16 protein-coding genes are annotated in these 17,486 nt (G+C 44.8%); 2 read left to right on the forward strand and 14 right to left on the reverse strand.

Annotated elements, in window-relative coordinates; all coding sequences use genetic code 11:
• Nucleotides 1-210: 210 nt before the first annotated feature.
• The 5 genes from rplS to ffh form a co-directional block, all read right to left on the reverse strand.
• The gene (gene rplS, locus R7Q38_RS12815; RefSeq protein ID WP_005379971.1) at nucleotides 211-564 is read right to left on the reverse strand and encodes a 50S ribosomal protein L19; all 354 of its coding nucleotides are present in this window, start codon (nucleotides 562-564) and stop codon (nucleotides 211-213) included.
• 41 nt (nucleotides 565-605) lie between these two features.
• Nucleotides 606-1,367, reverse strand: a complete 762-nt coding sequence (trmD, locus tag R7Q38_RS12820) for a tRNA (guanosine(37)-N1)-methyltransferase TrmD (RefSeq protein ID WP_005385420.1) — start codon at nucleotides 1,365-1,367, stop codon at nucleotides 606-608.
• Nucleotides 1,368-1,394: 27 nt separating this feature from the next.
• Nucleotides 1,395-1,943 carry a ribosome maturation factor RimM gene (gene rimM, locus R7Q38_RS12825; protein ID WP_005379964.1) on the reverse strand — a complete coding sequence of 183 codons (549 nt, stop codon included), beginning with the start codon at nucleotides 1,941-1,943 and terminating at the stop codon, nucleotides 1,395-1,397.
• Between the two features lie 29 nt (nucleotides 1,944-1,972).
• Nucleotides 1,973-2,221: a 30S ribosomal protein S16 gene (rpsP, locus tag R7Q38_RS12830; protein WP_005379962.1), complete on the reverse strand. Its 249-nt coding sequence runs from the start codon at nucleotides 2,219-2,221 to the stop codon at nucleotides 1,973-1,975.
• Nucleotides 2,222-2,430: 209 nt separating this feature from the next.
• Nucleotides 2,431-3,813, reverse strand: a complete 1,383-nt coding sequence (gene ffh / locus R7Q38_RS12835) for a signal recognition particle protein (protein WP_005385423.1) — start codon at nucleotides 3,811-3,813, stop codon at nucleotides 2,431-2,433.
• Between the two features lie 224 nt (nucleotides 3,814-4,037).
• Between ffh and R7Q38_RS12840 the strand changes: the two genes are divergently transcribed.
• Nucleotides 4,038-4,832 carry an inner membrane protein YpjD gene (locus R7Q38_RS12840; RefSeq protein ID WP_005379950.1) on the forward strand — a complete coding sequence of 265 codons (795 nt, stop codon included), beginning with the start codon at nucleotides 4,038-4,040 and terminating at the stop codon, nucleotides 4,830-4,832.
• A gap of 124 nt (nucleotides 4,833-4,956) precedes the next feature.
• Nucleotides 4,957-6,237, forward strand: a complete 1,281-nt coding sequence (locus R7Q38_RS12845; RefSeq protein WP_005379948.1) for an HlyC/CorC family transporter — start codon at nucleotides 4,957-4,959, stop codon at nucleotides 6,235-6,237.
• Between the two features lie 68 nt (nucleotides 6,238-6,305).
• On the opposite strand, the gene luxS is transcribed toward R7Q38_RS12845, so the two are convergent.
• From luxS to R7Q38_RS12890, 9 genes are all read right to left on the reverse strand, one after another.
• The gene (luxS, locus tag R7Q38_RS12850) at nucleotides 6,306-6,824 is read right to left on the reverse strand and encodes an S-ribosylhomocysteine lyase (protein ID WP_017820391.1); all 519 of its coding nucleotides are present in this window, start codon (nucleotides 6,822-6,824) and stop codon (nucleotides 6,306-6,308) included.
• A gap of 84 nt (nucleotides 6,825-6,908) precedes the next feature.
• A complete protein-coding gene (locus R7Q38_RS12855; RefSeq protein WP_186584664.1) occupies nucleotides 6,909-7,514 on the reverse strand; it encodes a hypothetical protein in 606 nt (201 codons plus the stop codon).
• Nucleotides 7,515-7,537: 23 nt separating this feature from the next.
• Nucleotides 7,538-9,106, reverse strand: a complete 1,569-nt coding sequence (gshA, locus tag R7Q38_RS12860) for a glutamate--cysteine ligase (protein ID WP_151515110.1) — start codon at nucleotides 9,104-9,106, stop codon at nucleotides 7,538-7,540.
• A gap of 156 nt (nucleotides 9,107-9,262) precedes the next feature.
• Nucleotides 9,263-12,106, reverse strand: coding sequence for a M16 family metallopeptidase (locus tag R7Q38_RS12865; protein WP_017820389.1), 2,844 nt, complete (start codon nucleotides 12,104-12,106; stop codon nucleotides 9,263-9,265).
• 9 nt (nucleotides 12,107-12,115) lie between these two features.
• Nucleotides 12,116-12,577: a YqaA family protein gene (locus R7Q38_RS12870; protein WP_005379938.1), complete on the reverse strand. Its 462-nt coding sequence runs from the start codon at nucleotides 12,575-12,577 to the stop codon at nucleotides 12,116-12,118.
• Nucleotides 12,571-13,521 (reverse strand): NADP-dependent oxidoreductase, encoded by a 951-nt coding sequence (locus tag R7Q38_RS12875; protein WP_137282360.1) that lies wholly within the window; start codon nucleotides 13,519-13,521, stop codon nucleotides 12,571-12,573. The genes R7Q38_RS12870 and R7Q38_RS12875 overlap by 7 nt, the downstream gene beginning before the upstream one ends.
• A gap of 123 nt (nucleotides 13,522-13,644) precedes the next feature.
• Entirely contained in the window at nucleotides 13,645-14,775 is a 1,131-nt protein-coding gene (locus R7Q38_RS12880) for a sodium ion-translocating decarboxylase subunit beta (RefSeq protein WP_005379935.1), read from the reverse strand.
• A 9-nt stretch (nucleotides 14,776-14,784) separates the two neighbouring features.
• Nucleotides 14,785-16,569, reverse strand: a complete 1,785-nt coding sequence (gene oadA / locus R7Q38_RS12885; RefSeq protein ID WP_053306769.1) for a sodium-extruding oxaloacetate decarboxylase subunit alpha — start codon at nucleotides 16,567-16,569, stop codon at nucleotides 14,785-14,787.
• 31 nt (nucleotides 16,570-16,600) lie between these two features.
• Complete coding sequence (locus R7Q38_RS12890; RefSeq protein ID WP_005379932.1) at nucleotides 16,601-16,858, reverse strand: oxaloacetate decarboxylase subunit gamma; 258 nt, start codon at nucleotides 16,856-16,858, stop codon at nucleotides 16,601-16,603.
• Between the last annotated feature and the right edge of the window lie 628 nt (nucleotides 16,859-17,486).

Genomic DNA, 17,486 nt, shown 5'->3' on the forward strand with positions numbered 1-17,486 from the left:
TGTAATCTTTGACCATCATTTCCTGTCATTCCGAGGAGCCATAGCGACATCAGGAATCTATTCACAACAAGACAGAGGCGTGGAGTGTACGTCAGTGCATGAGCATCGACAGTGCAGGTCGGGCGAAAAGAAACGAGCAAGCTAATTACACAAATAAAAAAACGGAGCCCTAAAAGGACTCCGTTTAAGATGAGAACGCTAGTTATAGCATTACTTCTTAGCAAGTTTCTCTTTGATACGAGCAGACTTACCAGAACGCTCACGTAGGTAGTACAACTTGGCACGACGTACTGCACCACGGCGTTTAACTTCGATGCTATCAACGATTGGAGAGTGTGTTTGGAACGTACGCTCAACACCTTCACCGTTAGAGATCTTACGTACAGTGAAAGCAGAGTGTAGACCACGGTTACGGATTGCGATTACAACGCCTTCGAAAGCCTGTAGACGCTCACGGTCACCTTCTTTTACCTTAACTTGAACTACAACAGTGTCACCTGGTGCAAATTTAGGTAGGTCTGATTTCATTTGCTCTTCTTCAAGAGCTTTGATGATGTTACTCATTTTTTAAATTCCTAGAATAAACTGATACTAAATAAATTAGGTTACTTTGCGTTATGTTCTTTAATGGCTTTATGCTCATTAACAAACTCAGCAAGTAATTGTTCCTGTTCGTCAGTCAGAGCTAGGTTTTCCAGGAGCTCTGGTCTTCTTAGCCAAGTACGGCCCAACGACTGCTTGAGTCGCCATTGACGAATGTCCTTGTGATTGCCTGACATCAGTACCGCTGGTACCTCTTTGTCATCCAATACTTCTGGACGCGTATAGTGAGGGCAATCTAACAAGCCATTTGCAAAAGAGTCTTCTTCTGCTGACGCGAAATCCCCTAGTACACCCGGAACAAACCGAGAGACAGAGTCGATTAACGTCATGGCTGGTATCTCACCACCCGTCATCACAAAATCACCAATCGACCATTCTTCGTCGACTTCAGATTGAATGATGCGCTCATCTACCCCTTCATAACGACCACAAATCAGAAGCAAGTTCTCATTCGTTGCCAGTTCTTCCACTCCTTTCTGGTCGAGCTTGCGACCTTGAGGAGAAAGGTAGATGACTTTCGTCTTGCCCGGTGAGGCTGCTTTCGCGGTATGAATGGCATCGCGCAAAGGCTGAACCATCATTAACATACCAGGGCCACCACCGTAAGGTCGGTCATCGACTGTGCGATGTTTGTCGTGAGTGAAATCTCTAGGATTCCAAGTCTCAATCGACAAAAGACCTTTTTTAACCGCTTGACCTGTTACTCCAAAATCAGTAACAGAACGGAACATTTCTGGAAAAAGGCTAATAACGCCAACCCACATGTTTATCTCGCTCTGTAATTTTGGAGATTAGAATCCAGGATCCCAGTCAACTTCGATCCGTTGAGCTTCGCGATCAACATTAATGATCACTTGCTCTTCAAGGAACGGGATTAATCGTTCCTTCTGCCCGAAAGCATCTTTAAGATTTGCTTTAACAACCAGAACATCGTTTGAGCCAGTTTCTAGCATGTCAGTAACAACACCTAGATCGTAACCTTTAGTGGTTACAACTTGCATCCCAAACAATTCGCGCCAGTAGAACTCATCTTCTGACAATTCAGGAAGTACCGCAGGGTCAATAGCAATTTCAAAGTTCGTCATTAGATGTGCGTCTTCACGAACATCCATGCCTTCCAGCTTAGCCACCATACCTTTGTTATGGCGCTTCCAGCTTTCTACTTTGTACTCAACCCACTTGCCCTTTTGGTTAATGTACCAAGGGCTGTAATCGAAAATGCTTTCAGCATTGTCTGTGTAGGAAAAAACCTTAAGCCAACCACGAATGCCGTAAGTAGCACCAAACTTGCCTACAACAATCTTTTCGTTGCTCATTGTTTCTTTACCTTTCATCGACATAAACTAGTTTCTACTTTTCAAGTAAAAAATTAAGCCGCTTTTTGAGCGTCTTTAACTAGCTTAGCAACACGGTCAGATACTGACGCGCCTTGACCAACCCAGTGGTTAACGCGGTCTAGGTCTAGACGTAGACCTTCTTCTTGACCTTTAGCAGTTGGGTTGAAGAAACCAACTTTCTCGATGAAACGGCCAGTTGCAGCGTTGCGGCTGTCCGCTACTACGATTTGATAAAATGGACGCTTTTTAGCGCCGTGACGTGCCAAACGAATGGTTACCATGTCGTCCTCTTTGCTTTCTCAAAAATAAAATTAACCCCAAAAACCATTCAAGAAATTAAACAGTTTGGGGTCTCGTGCCAAAATAAAGCTCCGGAATTTTACTCTTCTCCCGGAGCAATGCAAGGAGTTTAGTTACTTTTTCACCAACATAAATTGAATTTAAAGTTTGTGACGTACCTAACACCCTGAATCTATGCGTGATCGATTAATTAACGACCAAATGGGTTGAAGCCACCGCCACCACCCATGCCGCCCATCATGCCTTGCATGTTGCGCATCATGCCTTTCATGCCACCTTTTTGCATCTTTTTCATCATTTTCTGCATTTGGGTGAACTGTTTTAGTAAGCGGTTTACATCTTGAACCTGCACACCAGAACCAGCCGCGATACGCTTCTTGCGCGAGCCCTTGATAATTTCTGGGCGTTGACGTTCTTTCATTGTCATGGAGCTGATGATCGCTTCCATCTGTTTGAACATCTTGTCATCGACTTTATCTTTCACATTGTCTGGTAGCTGGGACATTCCTGGAAGCTTATCCATCATCCCCATCATGCCGCCCATGTTTTGCATCTGGCCTAGCTGTTCACGGAAATCTTCAAGGTCGAAACCTTTCTTCTCTTTGAACTTCTTCGCTAACTTTTCTGCCTTTTCTTGGTCAACGTTGCGTTGTAGGTCTTCAATCAAAGACAGAACGTCACCCATGCCAAGAATACGTGAAGCAACACGATCTGGGTGGAACGGTTCTAGCGCGTCAGTTTTTTCACCGACACCCAAGAATTTGATTGGTTTGCCCGTGACATGGCGTACTGAAAGTGCCGCACCACCACGAGCATCACCATCAACCTTAGTTAGAACTACACCGGTAAGAGGTAGCGCATCGCCAAAGGCTTTTGCTGTATTTGCTGCGTCTTGACCCGTCATGGCGTCAACAACAAATAGCGTTTCTACTGGGTTGATAGCTGCGTGAAGATCTTTGATCTCCCCCATCATCTCTTCATCAATTGCCAAACGACCTGCGGTATCGACAATAAGTACGTCGTAGAATTTTTTCTTCGCATGGTCAATCGCTGCATTGGCGATATCAATAGGCTTTTGGTCTGGTGATGATGGGAAGAAGTCAACACCGATGTCTGATGCCAGTGTTTCAAGCTGCTTGATTGCCGCAGGACGGTAAACGTCGGCAGACACAACCAAAACTTTCTTCTTGTCACGTTCTTTTAGAAGCTTAGATAACTTACCTACCGATGTGGTTTTACCCGCACCTTGTAGACCTGCCATAAGAAGCACAGCAGGTGGTTGAGCGGCAAGGTTTAGCGCCTCATTCGACTCACCCATTACGGCTTCAAGTTCTGTTTGAACGATCTTGATAAATTCCTGACCTGGAGTCAGAGATTTAGAAACTTCTACGCCCACCGCTTTTTCTTTAACGCGGTTCACAAATTCACGAACGACCGGAAGCGCAACGTCAGCTTCAAGTAGAGCCATTCGGACTTCACGTAGGGTTTCTTTAATGTTGTCTTCGGTCAGACGACCTTTGCCACTGATATTTTTCAGCGTTTTGGATAATCGATCCGTTAAATTCTCAAACATCTTTGTCTCTTCGCTAAAATGGCGATTAATTAGTGTGAGTATACATTAGCCAAGGTCTGAGTCATACCCGTACCGCTGTCCTATTCTTGTCTCTATTTATATATGGTGCGGTAACTTATTAATTTCAATATCTCATCTCTCACGATTGATGTCGGATATAACGTAGCCCCAAAGTGTAATGCAAGGTATAATTTCTCCATCGTGCACAATAATATTTAGGATTCATGGATAGCTTAATAGCCATCGCGGCCGCCATACTTTATGTCTTGGCGATTGCGACCATCATACCCGGACTCTCACAACAGTCAGGAATCAAAGCAAAAACAGTGTTTGCTAGTGCTGCCTGTGCGCTTGTTTTTCATGCGTGGATTTTGAGTGATCTGATTTTTGATGGTTCAGGTCAAAACCTGAGTATTCTCAACGTGGCTTCTTTGATCAGTTTTATTATTTCTCTGGTCATGAGCCTTGCTATGTTGAAAAACCGACTGTGGTTTTTATTGCCTGTCGTTTATAGCTTTGCTGCCATCAATTTATCTGCTGCCACATTTTTGCCAAGCACGTTTATAAAGCACCTAGAGAATGACCCTAAGCTACTCATTCATATTTCATTTGCGCTCTTCTCATACGCGACTTTAACTATCGGGGCACTCTATGCGCTTCAGTTGGCTTGGCTGGATCACAAACTGAAAGCAAAAAAATCTTTGGCGATTAACCCAAACCTGCCGCCTCTATTAATGGTGGAGCGTCAACTCTTCAAAATTATTTTGATCGGTAACTTATTGTTAACTGCCACGCTCATTACTGGCTTTGTCTTTGTGCAGGATATGTTTGCCCAAGGTAAGGCACATAAGGGCATTCTTTCTTTCATCGCTTGGGTGGTGTACTCAATACTACTTTGGGGTCACTATCAAAAAGGCTGGCGTGGTAGAAAAGTCACATGGTTCGCTGTTGCAGGAGCAACACTGTTGACTCTGGCATATTTTGGCAGTCGCTTTGTAAAAGAAATCATCTTGAATTAAGGAGCTCTAGGGCTCCTATCCTTTATATTTTAGGCTAGATAAAATACAGTACGCCTTAACTCTTTGACTTAACGGACTTACTCAACCGTTATATAACCCAATACTTACAAGGAACAGCAACGTTTTGGACGACATCTCTACGGGTATCTTGTTTGCGCTACTCGCGTGTCTTATCGTCATATCAGGTTACTTTTCCGGTTCAGAAACAGGGATGATGTCTCTGAATCGTTATCGCTTAAAACACTTAGCCAAAAACGGGCATAAGGGTGCTAAGCGAGTCGAAAGACTATTAGACCGTCCAGATCGTTTGATTGGTCTTATTCTTATCGGCAACAACCTCGTTAATATTCTCGCGTCTGCTATCGCGACCATTATTGGTATGCGTTTGTATGGTGATTTAGGTGTCGCTATCGCAACCGGTGCACTAACTATGGTTGTATTGGTTTTTGCCGAGGTTACCCCTAAAACAATTGCAGCGCTTTACCCTGAACGTGTGTCCTACGCGAGCAGTATATTATTGACCATACTGATGAAGTTACTGTCGCCTTTAGTGATGCTTGTTAACTTTATTACGAATGGCTTTATCCGCTTACTTGGTGTAAGAGCGGATCACTCAGCAGAAGATCATCTTAGCTCCGATGAGCTGCGTACGGTGGTAAATGAAGCTGGCGGTTTGATCCCTCGCCGACACCAAGACATGCTAGTGTCTATTTTAGATCTTGAGCACGTCACCGTGAACGACATTATGGTCCCACGCAATGAAATTACCGGTATTGATATTAACGACGACTGGAAATCCATTGTTCGCCAGCTAACACACTCACCACATGGACGCATAGTTTTCTATCGTGACCAAATTGATGAAGTGGTTGGCATGCTGCGCTTGCGTGAAGCTTATCGTCTGATGTTGGAAAAGAACGAATTCAACAAAGAAACGCTATTACGTGCTGCTGATGAGGTCTATTACATCCCAGAAGGCACACCACTGAACGTGCAAATGTTAAAATTCCAACGTAACAAGCAACGTATCGGTCTGATCGTGGATGAGTACGGTGATATCATCGGTCTAATTACTCTTGAAGATATTCTGGAAGAGATCATTGGTGAGTTCACGACGTCAATTTCTCCAAGCCTCTCTGATGAGATCAGTCCTCAAGGTGACGGAAGCTTCCTTATTGAAGGCAGCACCAATATTCGAGATATTAACAAAGGCCTGAAATGGGATTTACCAACGGATGGCCCAAGAACGTTAAACGGCCTTATTTTGGAGCACCTGGAAGATATTCCAGAGAGCCATTTAAGCGTGAGAGTGGCTGGTCATCCAATGGAGCTTGTTGAGATTGAAGAAAACCGCATCAAGCTCGTTCGTGTTTATCCGAAGAAGAAAAAATCGACATCCAAATAACCAAAAGAAAAGCCTGACTCATGTCAGGCTTTTTTACTTATTGGGGCAATATGCTTCTTAATGAGCACCTAGTCGATGCGCAACTCTTTTAACATCGACTCAGGCAAAGCAAGTTCATCATTTTTGTTCACCGAAACACCAGCATCCAAAATGTTCTTTGCGATCTGTTGTGCTTCTTTTAAAGAGTGCATTGCTGCCGTGCCGCATTGGTATTCGTTAAGTTCAGGGATCTTATTCTGACTTTCTACCTTCAGCACATCTTCCATTGCTGCAATCCAAGCATCTGCGACTTGCTGCTCTGATGGTGTGCCAATCAGGCTCATGTAAAAACCTGTGCGGCAACCCATAGGCGAAATATCGATGATCTCAACAGAATCACCGTTTAGGTGATTACGCATAAAGCCTGCATAAAGGTGCTCTAGGGTGTGAATACCTTTTTCAGAAAGAATGTCTTTGTTTGGCGCAGTAAAGCGTAAGTCGAAAACAGTAATCGTATCCCCTTTTGGGGTCTGCATGGTTTTCGCCACTCGTACAGCGGGTGCATTCATACGAGTGTGGTCCACGGTAAAACTATCGAGTAAAGGCATTACATCTCTCCTGATTGTAACTCCAGTACCTTTCGGTAATGGATAAATGTCATTCATCCCTACAGCACATGAACTGACTGTGGGCTAAAAGAACCAGCTGCTGTTGTCTTCTAATTCCTGACGACATTGCTTCAGCTGCCAGCCATAAGTTTTCGCTGTTTGTTCAACACGTCGAGCGACTTTGATTAAACTAGGCTTTCGATTATAAGTACCTCGCTTATACCCACCTCGCCCTTCATGATAAGCCAGATACTGGTTATAGGGATCCCATAATGAAATCCCTAGCTGACGCCGTGTTTCATGAGTATACCAACCGACAAACATCATAGAATCATCGAAGTTGGTACGAGAGCCACCCTGACCTGTGGCATCTTGGAAGTCTTCCCAAGCAGGGTCTTGAGCTTGAGCGTAACCATACGCACTGCTGACTCGTCCCCAAGGAATAAACCCTAGCAAATAATCTTTAGGTGGTTTTGCATCGTGCCGAAAGCTGCTTTCTTGTTTAATGATGGCCATAGCGACATGAATAGGGGTCCCCCATTCATCTTCCATATCTTTGGCATCATCGTACCAACCGGATTTCTCTCGGAATATCTCGCATAAGTTATTCTGCTGCTTTGGCGGTGCCGTAGCACAACCTGCAAGTAGCACGCCTCCAAGTACCGCTACTACTGACGACTTAATGTTCAACCCCACCAATCCTTAGTTAGTCATTACTGCTTCAGGTAAGCAAAGTAATCTTCCAAAAAATCATCAAAAGAAAGCGTGTCACTCTGCTCTGCTTGCTTTTGTTTTTCCACGGACGACGCTACTTCCGTTTCCATCGTATCTTGTGAGTAGTACTGATAACCGTGAGCTAGGTTTTCATCACGGTACTTCATACCAAGAGTACAACCAACTTTACCTAGCCCACCCAGCTCTTTCGTTAGCTCTAATAGTTGACCAGAGATCGTTAGTTCTGGGTTATCAATCCATGTCTCGAGTTGATTACACACATCTTGGTATGCACTGCCACCAGCGGTCATATCCATTTGCTGTGCTATTTGACGTAACTCGACGAAAACTCGGTGTGCCCAATCTTGTAGAGATAGACGTTCACCTTGACAACCAATTTGCAGCATTAGACCTTTTTCACGGCCAGAAACAATGACTTTATTCCAGTTATCGCGCCAACACTCTAATTCACAGTTATCCATAGGATCTGAGTCTGACAAGGCCGCCCAGGTAAGGAAGAGATCCAAGAATCGTACTTGCTCTTCATTTAAGCCCACTGCGCTGAATGGGTTAACATCTAGAGAACGAACTTCAATGTATTCGACACCACCGCGTCGTAACGCATCTGAAGGCTTCTCACCACTTTTCGATACACGTTTTGGACGAATCGGAGCGTACAGTTCATTCTCAATTTGTAAGATATTGGAATTAAGCTGGCGGTATTCACCATCCACTTTTACCCCAATTTTCGCAAACTCTTCTGATGGGTGGCGAATCGCATCACTCAAACCATCGAGGTATTGGTCAATGCTGTTAAAACCAATTTTCAGCACACTTTGAGCACTATTGGTATAGCCAAGATCGCTCAAACGCAAAGACGTCGACTTCGGCAAATATAATGTCCCGCCAATCTTCTCGAATGGCAGATCGGTTTCACGACCTTGAATAAAAGAGCCACATAACGCTGGTGATGCACCAAAGAAGTAGGGAATCATCCAGCCAAAGCGGTAGTAATTACGGATCAACGCAAAGTACGCATCAGACTTAGCATCTTGGCGGGCTTGTTCATCTTGCTCGCCATAGAGCGCATCCCAAAATGTTTCAGAAAACGAGAAGTTAAAATGGACACCTGAAATAATTTGCATCAGGCTGCCATAGCGACGCTTTAGGCCTTCTCGGTACAGCGTTTTCATTTTCGCTGCATTCGAAGAGCCATACTGGGCTAACTGAATATCATCCTCTGAGCCTACGTAGCAAGGCATTGATAGTGGCCACATTTTCTCTTCACCCATTTTGGTTTGAGTGAAATGATGGATATCTTTCAGCTGTGCCATCAGTTCTGGAATTTCATGTGACACAGGCGTAATGAACTCTAACAATGATTCCGAAAAATCCGTTGTGATCCATTGATTTGTGAACGCAGAGCCTAACCCTTCAGGATGAGGAGTTGTAGCTAGATGTCCATCCTGACGATAGCGCAAAGTTTCTCGCTCAACACCGCGTCCAAACTGCTTAAATACTTCGGGGTTTGATGCAACTTTTTTTAGTCGCGCAGCAAAATCAGTCAAAATGAGGTTCGCTTATATTGGGAGCAGGACACTTGTTACATAACACAAGTGTAAGCTAAGTTATTGATAGTTAAGGCATCTAGATAAATAACCCACGAAAAGTTGCTTATCTAGATGAATAGCGGAGAAACGTTTCTCCGCTATTAAATGTGTACTCTATCGAATGATTTCAAGCTCTTCTACGTCTTTCCCCAACTTTTCTAATTGAGGACGCAACGATTTAGCATCACCAACGACGATAATTTGATAGTCATTTGGATCAAACCATTTCTGAGCCAGCGCATTCAACGTCTGCTTATCGACTTTTTCTACGATAGCGTTTCTTTGCTGCAAGTAATCATGATCGAGGTTGTACTTAAGAATATCACTGATGAGCTCCGCTTTTTGTGTTGGCGTTTCATATTTCAGTGCATCTTTTTGACCGACCGCTTGACGCATAAATTTCATCTCTTCATCAGTAATACCTGACTGCGAGTATTCATTTAGCTCATTTTCCATCTCAATGATCGAAGCAACCGTTGCATCCGCTCGTACTTGCGCGGTGAAAACCACCGAGCCTGTTTCTGGATTACCAGAGAAGTAGCCGTAAGCACCGTATGTGTAACCCTTGTCTTCACGTAGATTTTGGTTAATGCGGCTATTGAAGTTCCCAGCTAAGTTGAAGTTTGCCAGTTGGCTTAGGTAAAAATCGCCCGTTGCGTCGTAAGGCATACCTTGACGAACCATCATGACCACACTTTGCGGCGCTCCTGGTTTATCAACAAGATGGATCTTTTGCTCACCTAATGCAGCAATGCTTTGCGGTGCATACAATGGCGCAGCTTCATCTTGCCAGTTTTTCCAGAACGTCAGTTGCTGCTCAATTTCCTGTTTATTGATGTCACCAACAACGACGATTTGCGCACTTTGTGGCGTGTAATGCTTCGAGTAGAATTCACGGACATCATCCAACGTTAATGCACTGACACCTGCTTGCGTGCCGTCTTTTGGTCGAGCAAAAACCGAATCCCCATAGAGCACCTGGCGACTCGCTTGTGACGCCATCCAACTTGGATTTTGGTGCTCATATACCAGGCCTTCTAGCGCTTGCATTTTTACACGCTCGAAATCATCTTGATTAAATGCAGGAGACAGCAACATCTCTTCGACAATTTTTAACGTCGGCTCTAAGTTCTTTTCTAGAGCAGAAACACTGATGTTTGTTGTATAACCTGTGGCATTAACAGAGATAACACTACCCAGTTTATCAAGCTCAGCTTGAATCTCTTCGACACTGCGTTTCGTTGTGCCTTCTTGCAACATCGCAGCGGTCAATTGGGCAAGACCTTCTTTACCCTTTTCAACAAAACGTGTCCCGGCAGGTAGACTAAATTGCATCATCACCGTCGGCGTTTCATCGCTAACTGCACCAAGCAGCTCTGAGCCATTCTTGAAATGTAACTCGTACAGCTCTGGCATCGTCGCTTTCACTGGTTCTCCTACTGGCGGTTGCACTGAGCGATCGAAGTTATCGGTCGCACGACGATACGCCAATTGGTCATCGGAAATCTTCTCATATTCTGGCAACGTACGCTTTGGTGTCACAAAGGTCGCAGGTTTTACGACAAGGTCTGTTTTTCCTTTTGGGACCACGCTTAGGGTCACTTTGTTCTTACCTTGGATAAAGTCCGTATACGCTTTTTCTACCGAAGTCGGCGTAACTGCACGGATTTGTTCAAGCTGTTGCTCAAGACGATCAGGATCGCCGAAAAATGTCTCGTTGGAAGCCAACTGAGTCACTTTACCTTTAACGCTTTCTAGCGCAAAAATAGCATCCGCTTCCGCTTTACCCTTCAACTGCTCAAGGCGATCTTCTGTCACGCCTTTTTCCGCAAACTGATTCAGTGATTGTAAAAGCTCGTCGTACAGTTTTGATAGGTCGCCTTTATCTCCAGAATCACCCATTGCGTAAACGTAAAAGTTACACGCCAGTTCAGCACAGTCATGGAATGAACCAGCATCGACCGCTTTTTGAGTCTTCACTAGGTCTTGATAGAGCACGCTGTTGGTACCGCCACCCAATACTTCTGATAACGTGTCGAGAGACGCTTGGCTTTCTTCGCCGTTGTAGGTTGTTGGCCACGCGATCATCACCATAGGTTGTTGAATACGATCTTCTAGCGTGATGTATTTGTCTTCTTGCAGTTTTGCAGGTTGTTTCGGCGCATTTTCAACCTCAGGACCACGAGGAATCGAACCGAAGTACTTATTTACCCACTCTAGAGTTTGTTCAACGTCTAAGTCACCACCGATCGTGATAGTCGCATTGTTTGGGCCATACCAACGCAAGAAAAACGCTTTGAGGTCGTTCACATCAACACGATCAAGATCTTCAACATAACCAATGGTTTGCCACGAATACGGATGACCTTCAGGATATAGCGCTTCGGACATGCGCTCCCAAATCAAGCCATAAGGACGATTATCGTAACGCTGAGCTCGCTCATTTTTTACAGTCGAACGCTGAATTTCAAATTTGCGTTGAGAAACCGCATCCAGCAAAAAGCCCATACGGTCAGACTCTAACCACAGCATTTTCTCGAGCTGGTTAGCAGGGACAGTTTCAAAGTAGTTAGTACGATCGCGGTTTGTTGTACCATTTAACGTGCCGCCAGCCTCTGTGATGATTCTGAAGTGCTCTTGGTCACCAACGTTCTCTGAGCCTTGGAACATCATGTGCTCAAAGAAATGCGCAAAACCAGACTTACCCACTTCTTCACGAGCTGAACCAACATGGTAAGTCACATCCACATGGACCAATGGGTCAGAATCTTCAGGAGCTAAGATCACCGTTAAACCATTATCGAGTTTATACTTTTGGTATGGAATCTTAACTTTGCCTTCTTCAGCTTTCGATGACTCAACGAAAGTTACCCCTTTCGGCAGTGATGAAACTGGCGTATTTGATGCACAGCCCGTGATCACCAACAGTGAACACGCGCCAACCCAAAACATCTTCATGTACTTTCCTTAAAATAATCCGAGATAGATGGCCGCAAGTAAGCTATACCTAGCAGCCTTTCCTAAAAATATTAAAATCACGCAAGGCAGAAACTTCATTCTTAGCCACCCTGCGGCTAAACACAGCGGGTCTCCTATTACAGGTAACCAGCTAAAAAATAACCCCCAATAGCCATACTTAGAGAGCCACTTTAATGCGGTATGACCGTGCTTTTCCTCTTGTGCTTTGTTGGGAATCCACAAGCCAAGCCAATAATTTGTTAAGCCACCAAGCGTATTACCGATAGTAGCGACCATAACAATTGAAGAAACGGAGTATTGATTTAATGAGAGAGTGGCAACTAAGCCCGCCTCAGAACCACCAGGCAACAACGTGGCACTGAGAAAACCGGTCATGAAAAGCACCCATAATGCTGAATCTGAAAACCAAAGCGCTAAACTTTCAAAACTCGTGTTAAATGCTTCTAGCATGTCATATCAAGCAACACCTTGCCTCTGGTTCTTCCTGATTCGACCTGCTGGTGAGCACCAATGACATCACTCATAGGATAAACCTGTTGAATTTCAGTCTTCAGTAAGCCAACGCCGACCATGTACAACAAGGTATCTAACTGCGCAGGGTCTGGTTCAACCAACATGCCACTAGCCTCAAAGCCTAGGAGTTTGGCTTTTTCACAAATCAGCTCAGCTGTGATGGTTGGAACGGTGATGACTCTCGCATTGTCTTTCAGGCATTTAAGCGCATCTAACGCAGCATCTCCGCCTACTAAATCAATCAAAACATCAACATCTTCAACACGTTCTGACACTGGTGCAAATTGATAGTTCACTGCATGAGCACCGAGCGTCGCAAGGTAATCTAAATTTCGTTCACTGCAGGTTGTAAAGACTTCCGCTTTCGTCGCGATCGCAATTTGTACCGCGAGGTGTCCAACACCACCGGCACCAGCGAGGATAAGTACGCGATCGTTTTCATTCACATTAGCCTTACTGAGAGCTTGTGCCGCAGTTTGTCCCGCCAACGGTAATGCAGCAGCTGCCTCCAAAGTGACAGAGCTAGGAACATGACTTAACTCAGTTTCTGGAACACATATGTATTGACTGTAACCACCGCCTCGAACTGGGAAACCAATAAATCCAGCCACCTCATCACCTTCATTAAAACGTGATACCCCCTCTCCACAAGACATCACTTTTCCTGAGATGTCGTAACCTGGCACCCAAGGTAAATTATCCTTATTCTGCGCTGCCGCCCAACCGAGCCCAGCTCGAGTTTTGACATCAATAGGATTTACGCCTGAAAAAGCGACTTTTACTAAGACTTCACCAGGCTGTGGTGATGGTGTAGAAGCATGTTGAATCGCGAGTACGTTGGCATCACCAAACTCAGTGATAACGATCTGTTTGTGTTCCATAAACCATTCCCTGCAAGAAAACAAAAAGGGATGCGAAAGCATCCCTTTGACTATAAACCATTTTGTTAACCTAAGTTAATCGTGATTTTGTAAATTGGTTGATCATTCCATTTTCAATAATGTCTAACCAACAAGTGCTAACAATATACCAGCCGCAACGGCTGAACCCAGCACACCAGCAACGTTTGGTCCCATCGCATGCATTAACAAAAAGTTTTGCGGGTTAGCTTGTAAACCAACTTTGTTTACGACTCGCGCGGCCATTGGTACCGCAGAAACGCCAGCCGCACCAATAAGTGGGTTGATGTCTTCTTTCGAGAACTTGTTAAGCAGTTTCGCCATCAGGACGCCCGCACCAGTACCGATACTAAATGCAACTGCGCCTAACCCCAAGATACCTAACGTTTCTAGGTTCAAGAACTGCTCAGCTTGCAGCTTAGAACCAACACCAAGACCTAAAAAGATAGTCACTATGTTGATCAATTCATTTTGAGCAGTTTTCGATAAACGATCGACCACACCAGCTTCACGCATCAAGTTACCCAAACAGAACATACCAACCAATGGCGTAGCTGAAGGTAAGAACAGAATCGTCATCAGTAATACAGCAAGCGGGAAGATGACTTTCTCCCATTTACCAACATGACGAAGCTGAGCCATCTTGATTTGACGCTCTTCCTTGGTTGTCAGTGCTTTCATGATTGGTGGCTGGATGATCGGCACCAATGCCATATAGCTGTATGCCGCGACTGCAATCGCACCTAGCAGATCTGGAGAGAGCTTACTCGCTAAGAAAATCGCTGTTGGCCCATCAGCACCACCGATGATCGCGATAGACGATGCATCCGCCATGGAAAACTCCATGCCAGGTACATAGTTGAGTAAAATAGCGCCAAACAGTGTTGCAAAAATACCAAACTGCGCAGCCGCACCTAACCACAACGTTTTTGGGTTTGCGATCAAAGCACCAAAGTCGGTCATCGCGCCCACACCCATGAAGATCAATAGCGGGAACACACCCGATTCAATCCCAATGTAGTAAACGTAGTAGAGTAAGCCACCAGGCTCAGTAAAGCCAGCATTTGGAATATTCGCCAAAATAGCACCGAAACCAATCGGCAATAACAGTAAAGGTTCAAATCCTTTTTTAATTGCCAAAAACAGCAAAGTACAACCAACCAGCATCATACAGATTTGGCCGAACTCGAAGTTAGCGATCCCTGTTTCTGCCCAAAGGGTTAACAATCCGTCCATGATACTCCCTTACGCCAGGCTCAACAGAGGCGCACCTACTGTGACAGCATCGCCTTCTTTAACGTTCAGCTCTTGAACCACACCACCACGCGCCGCTCGTACTTCAGTTTCCATTTTCATCGCTTCAAGGATGAGCAATACATCGCCTTCAGCTACCTCAGCACCAGGCTGAACATTCACTTTGAAGATGTTACCTGCAAGAGGAGCAGGCACCGCTTCAGCTGAAGCATTAGAAGGTGTGCTAGGTGTAGCCGATTTTGCCGGTGCATTAGAAGGAGCAACAGATGTCAGTTCACCTTGAGGGCCAACTTCCACCTCATACACCTGTCCGTCAACACGTACACTATAAGTTTCTACACCACCAGTTGCTGGTTGAGCTACAGGTACAGCAGGCTTCGCAGCTTCTAGCGTTGGTGCTGGCTCAAATGCTTCTGGGTTTTCACGATTCTTAAGGAACTTAAGTCCAACTTGAGGGAAAAGTGCATAAGTGAGTACGTCATCAACACGCTCACTTGCTAGCTTAATGCCTTCTGATTTCGCTTTCTCCATCAGATCAACCGTAAGCGTCTCCATTTCAGGCTCAAGTAAATCGGCAGGACGACAGGTAATTGGCTCTTTACCATCAAGCACTTTCGCTTGCAGTTCTGCATTTAACTCGGCTGGCGCTTGACCGTACTCACCTTTCAATAGGCCAGCGGTTTCCTTGGTAATACTCTTATAGCGCTCGCCAGTAAGAACGTTAATCACCGCTTGCGTACCGACGATCTGTGAAGTTGGAGTCACCAATGGAATGAAACCAAGATCTTCACGTACACGAGGGATCTCTTCTAATACTTCATCAATGCGATCCGCAGCGCCCTGCTCTTTCAACTGGCCTTCCATATTGGTCAGCATACCACCAGGCACTTGAGCAATCAGGATGCGTGAATCGACTCCTTTTAACTGGCCTTCCCACTTCGCATACTTCTTACGTACCTCACGGAAATATGCGGCGATAGGTTCCAGTTGCTCGAGTTTCAAATTGGTATCTCGCTCGGTGCCTTCTAGCATAGCGACTACCGTTTCAGTCGGTGTATGGCCGTAGGTACAACTCATTGAAGAAATCGCAGTATCAAGAATATCAATACCGGCTTCTACTGCTTTTACCGCTGTTGCTGTAGACAGCCCCGTTGTTGCATGACAATGAAGTGCCAATGGCACATCACAAGACGCTTTGATACGCGTGATAAGCTCTTCCGCTTCATAAGGCTTAAGTAAGCCAGACATATCTTTAATACACAGCGAATGACAACCTAAATCCTCTAGGCGTTTTGCCAAGTCAACCCAAGTGTCTGCGTTATGCACTGGGCTCGTAGTGTAAGACAACGTACCTTGAGCATGCGCACCAACATCAACCGTTGCTTTAACGGCTTTCTGGAAGTTTCGCACGTCATTCATTGCATCAAAAATACGGAATACATCCATGCCGTTAGCATGCGCGCGTTCAACAAACTTCTCTACTACGTCGTCGGCATAATGGCGGTATCCTAAAAGGTTTTGACCACGCAGTAGCATTTGCATTGGTGTATTAGGCATCGCTTTTTTTAGTTCACGTAAACGCTCCCAAGGGTCTTCTCCTAAGAATCGAATACAAGAATCAAATGTTGCACCGCCCCAAGTCTCTAGAGACCAGTAACCAACCTTATCCAACTCAGCTGCGATAGGCAGCATATCCTCAATACGCATACGCGTAGCAAATAGTGATTGATGGGCATCACGAAGGACCACATCAGTAATAGCTAGTGGTTTAGACATGCTCTTAAACTCCTTTTTAATCCTAGTTCGGCTACTTCGCGAATGAGGCGCGATGTTTATGAATCGCAGCCGAGATCGCCGCCACTACTTGTGGACTAACAGCTGAAGAGGTTGATTGAATATTAGTGTTTGTTTTTGGTGCTGCGATCGGCTCTGGTACTTCTTCTGGTACCAATTTCGACATTAACCGAACGAGATAAACAAGAATAGTGAGGAAAATAAATACGACCGCCATCCCCGTTAGCATCAGGGTGGCCGCATCTACTAGCAGGCTTCCTATATTAGTCATGTTGCTTCCTTTCTTTGTCATCCTGACAACGTGCAGGACTTTAATAGTGTCAAATCCCGACCCATGGATTATCTCGATTGGTTAAATTTTGTCAATTTTGTTTAAGGAAGGTTTGTAGTAATCCTGATAAATGATTATTTATTCACTACCCAGATCACAGTTCATGACAAAATAATCACTTCAAATCGCTATCACCTTACGAACAGAGTAAAGGAGGACATAAATAAAAACTGCGATTTAGATTTCAAAATCAAATCGGGACTCACGCAGTAAAAACCAACAAAAACAAAAAGATGAACAAGATTAACAATAAACAAACAAATAACAAACAAAGTGACTACATGAGAGTGATTGAAATGAAAAATGGAAGTCAGTGTATAGGAGGGATAATCAGGATGATTTCACACGATGCGACAGAAGCTTGATAGCAAATTGCTTAGATACGCACATATTCGCTTTTAAAAAAGAGGAACATAGGCTCTAGTGATCCTACGCCATATTTCAGATGTCTAGATACAAAAAAGCCTCGCAATTGCGAGGCTGTTTCAATGAGTGGCGCGTCCTGGAGGATTCGAACCTCCGACCGCCTGGTTCGTAGCCAGGTACTCTATCCAGCTGAGCTAAGGAC

Origin of the sequence: Vibrio sp. Vb0598, from assembly GCF_033338935.1 — a bacterium.
Classification (GTDB): Bacteria; Pseudomonadota; Gammaproteobacteria; order Enterobacterales; family Vibrionaceae; genus Vibrio; species Vibrio alginolyticus.

Bases quoted from the DNA above. Each gene is read 5' to 3' on its own strand.
- rplS (WP_005379971.1), bottom strand. From the start codon at position 564: ATGAGTAACATCATCAAAGCTCTTGAAGAAGAGCAAATGAAATCAGAC.
- trmD (WP_005385420.1), bottom strand. From the start codon at position 1,367: ATGTGGGTTGGCGTTATTAGCCTTTTTCCAGAAATGTTCCGTTCTGTT.
- rimM (WP_005379964.1), bottom strand. From the start codon at position 1,943: ATGTCGATGAAAGGTAAAGAAACAATGAGCAACGAAAAGATTGTTGTA.
- rpsP (WP_005379962.1), bottom strand. From the start codon at position 2,221: ATGGTAACCATTCGTTTGGCACGTCACGGCGCTAAAAAGCGTCCATTT.
- ffh (WP_005385423.1), bottom strand. From the start codon at position 3,813: ATGTTTGAGAATTTAACGGATCGATTATCCAAAACGCTGAAAAATATC.
- R7Q38_RS12840 (WP_005379950.1), top strand. From the start codon at position 4,038: ATGGATAGCTTAATAGCCATCGCGGCCGCCATACTTTATGTCTTGGCG.
- luxS (WP_017820391.1), bottom strand. From the start codon at position 6,824: ATGCCTTTACTCGATAGTTTTACCGTGGACCACACTCGTATGAATGCA.
- R7Q38_RS12865 (WP_017820389.1), bottom strand. From the start codon at position 12,106: ATGAAGATGTTTTGGGTTGGCGCGTGTTCACTGTTGGTGATCACGGGC.
- R7Q38_RS12870 (WP_005379938.1), bottom strand. From the start codon at position 12,577: ATGCTAGAAGCATTTAACACGAGTTTTGAAAGTTTAGCGCTTTGGTTT.
- R7Q38_RS12875 (WP_137282360.1), bottom strand. From the start codon at position 13,521: ATGGAACACAAACAGATCGTTATCACTGAGTTTGGTGATGCCAACGTA.
- R7Q38_RS12880 (WP_005379935.1), bottom strand. From the start codon at position 14,775: ATGGACGGATTGTTAACCCTTTGGGCAGAAACAGGGATCGCTAACTTC.
- oadA (WP_053306769.1), bottom strand. From the start codon at position 16,569: ATGTCTAAACCACTAGCTATTACTGATGTGGTCCTTCGTGATGCCCAT.
- R7Q38_RS12890 (WP_005379932.1), bottom strand. From the start codon at position 16,858: ATGACTAATATAGGAAGCCTGCTAGTAGATGCGGCCACCCTGATGCTA.